The sequence below is a fragment of the Acidibrevibacterium sp. genome (assembly GCF_049965395.1).
Lineage (GTDB): Bacteria > Pseudomonadota > Alphaproteobacteria > Acetobacterales > Acetobacteraceae > Acidibrevibacterium > Acidibrevibacterium fodinaquatile.
In genome coordinates this window covers 1-2,835 of the sequence record NZ_JBMFWJ010000099.1, presented here as the reverse complement: position 1 = coordinate 2,835, position 2,835 = coordinate 1, and the positions used below count along the sequence as shown (strand labels likewise).

Annotated in this window: 1 protein-coding gene and 1 pseudogene; both read right to left on the bottom strand. The window is 70.3% G+C overall.

The window, feature by feature from the left end; genetic code table 11:
• Positions 1 to 1,199: pseudogene (locus tag ACP5M5_RS14570) on the bottom strand (pyruvate:ferredoxin (flavodoxin) oxidoreductase); the annotation flags it as partial.
• A 1-nt stretch (position 1,200) separates the two neighbouring features.
• Positions 1,201 to 2,835: NAD(P)-binding protein (locus tag ACP5M5_RS14565; protein WP_427938560.1), on the bottom strand; the 1,635-nt coding region annotated here is incomplete at its 5' end.

Sequence of the window (2,835 nt, the reverse complement as noted above, 5' to 3'; positions counted from 1 at the left end):
GTGATGCCGACAGTGAAGCCGTGAAGCGGACTGGGCGTGGCCAGCGCGTCGAACACCGCTTTCGCCATCGCCGGGGTGAAATCTTTCGACGAGAGGCCAAAGCGCCCGCCGATCACGCGCGGCATGGTGGCGCGCACGCCGGTGGCGACCGCCTCGGCGAGGGTGCTGACCACGTCCTGATAGAGCGGCTCGCCGCTGGCACCCGGCTCCTTGGTGCGTTCCAGAACGGCGATGCTCCGCACGCTTGCCGGCAGGGCGGCGAGGAAGGCGTCCGCGGCAAAGGGTCGGAACAGGCGCACCTGCACCACGCCGAGCTTTTCCCCGCGCGCGCGCAGCGCGGCGGCGGTGGCGCGCGCGGTCTCGGCGGCACTCCCCATCACCACCACCACCCGCTCGGCGTCGGGCGGGCCGTCGTAGTCGAACAGACGGTAGCGCCTTCCGGTCAGCGCGCCGAGCCGGTCCATCGCCGCCTGCACATGGCCGGGCATCGCGGCAATGAACGGGTTCACCGTTTCGCGCGCCTGGAAGAACGTGTCCGGGTTGTGGGCGGTGCCACGCACCACCGGATGCTCGGGGTCGAGCGCGCGGGCGCGGTGGGCATGCACGAGAGCGTCGTCGATCAGCGCGCGGAGCTGCGCATCCTCCAGCAACGTCAAGGTGTTCACCTCGTGGGAGGTGCGAAACCCATCGAAAAAATGCAGCAGCGGCACCCGCCCGGCCAGCGTCGCCGCCTGCGCGACCAGCGCCAGATCGTGCGCCTCCTGCACCGAGGCCGAGCAGAGCAGCGCGAAGCCGGCCGACCGCACCGCCATGACATCGGAATGATCGCCGAAGATCGACAGTGCTTGCGTCGCGACCGAACGCGCCGCGACATGGAACACCGTCGGCGTCAGCTCGCCGGCGATCTTGAACATGTTGGGCAGCATTAGCAGCAAGCCCTGCGAGGCGGTGAAGGTCGTGGTCAGCGCGCCGGCCTGCAACGCGCCATGCACGGCGCCGGCGGCCCCGCCCTCGCTTTGCATCTCCTGCACCACCGGCACCTCGCCCCACAGATTGGGGATGCCGGCGGCGGCCCATTCGTCGGCGAGTTCGGCCATCGGGGAGGACGGCGTGATCGGGAAGATCGCGCAGACCTCGTTGACCCGATAGGCGACATGGGCGACGGCGGTGTTACCGTCCAGCGTGGCGCGCGTTGCCATCTCAACCCGCCACCGGCTCGGCGATCATGGAGATCGCGTGGCACGGGCATTGTTCGAAGCAGACCGCGCAGCCGGTGCATTTCGCGTAGTCGTAACGGTAGCGGTTGCCAGGGCCGAGCTTCACGATCGCGTCCTCCGGACAGGCGGCATAGCAATTGTCGCACTCGAAACAGACGCCGCAGGAGAGGCAGCGCTGCGCTTCACGGCGCGCCTCGGGTGGGGTGAGGCCGGCGGTGATCTCGGCGAACCCGGTGCGCTCGGCGGGTGGGGTTTCGCGCAGCGGGGCAGGATCGGCATCGCTAAACACCGGCAAATGGAGCATCGCGAAGCTCACCAGCGGCGGCGGCGATGGCTGCGCGATGGCGGCGCCGCGCAGCCAGGCATCGATATGCCGCGCCGCCCGCTTGCCATGACCGACCGCGACGGTGACGCTGCGCTGGGCGGGGATCATGTCGCCGCCGGCGAAAATCCCCGCCGCCCCGGTCATCATGTCGGGCCCCACCGCCACCGTGCCGTCCGGGTTCACCGCGACACCCGCGACGCGGCGGAGGAATCCGCTGTCGCTGTCCTGGCCGAGCGCCAGCACCACCGCATCGGCGCTCAGGGTCTCGATCTCCCCGGTCGGCCGCGGATGACCGTCCGGGTCGATCGTCATGCGTTCGACGGTGAGCGCATCGGCGACGATTTCCCTGATCGTGGTGAGCCATTTGATCTTCACCCCCTCGGCCAGCGCCTCGTCGGCCTCGAACGCATGCGCGGGCATATGCGCGCGGTCGCGGCGATAGACGATCAGCGCCTCGGACGCGCCGAGGCGGCGGGCGGTGCGGGCGGCGTCCATCGCGGTGTTGCCGCCGCCATAGACCACCACCCGCCGGCCGAGCAGCGGCGGCGGCTCGCCGGCGCTCACCTCGCGCAGCAGGCTGACCGCATCGAGCACCCGGGCGGCATCGCGGGCGGGGATTTCCACATGGCGGGAAAGCCCCGCGCCGATCGCAACGAACACGGCGTCGAATCGCCCGCCGTCGCGTTCGCCCAGCAGGTCGTCCACCTTGCGGTTGAGCACGATGCGCACGCCCAATTCTTCGATGCGGGCGATCTCGCGCGCCAGGTCCGCGCGCGGCAGGCGATAGGCAGGGATGCCGAAATGCAGCATCCCGCCGGCGACCGGCCCGGCCTCGTGGATTTCCACCGCGTGGCCGAGCCGGGCCAAGTGATAGGCGCAGGCAAGCCCCGACGGGCCGGCGCCGACCACCAGCACCCGCTTGCCTGAAGCTGGAGCGGCTTCGGCAAACTGCCAACCCTGCTCATTGGCGCGGTCGCCGAGAAAACGCTCGACGGCGTGGATGCTGACCGCCGCGTCCAGTTCGTTGCGGTTGCACGCGGTTTCGCAGGGATGATAGCACACCCGGCCATGCGTCGCCGGCAATGGGTTGTCGGCGGTCAGCCGCAGCCACGCGGCGTGGTGATCTCCGGCCTGGGCGAGCGCGAGCCAGCCCTGGATGTCTTCCCCGGCCGGGCAGGCGTTTTGGCACGGCGGCAGGAGATCGACATAGACCGGACGGCGCAGACGCGTCGGGCCGGCGCCGGGTTCGGCGGTCAGATCGACTGCCGGGGTCATGTCGGATCGTTTCAGCAT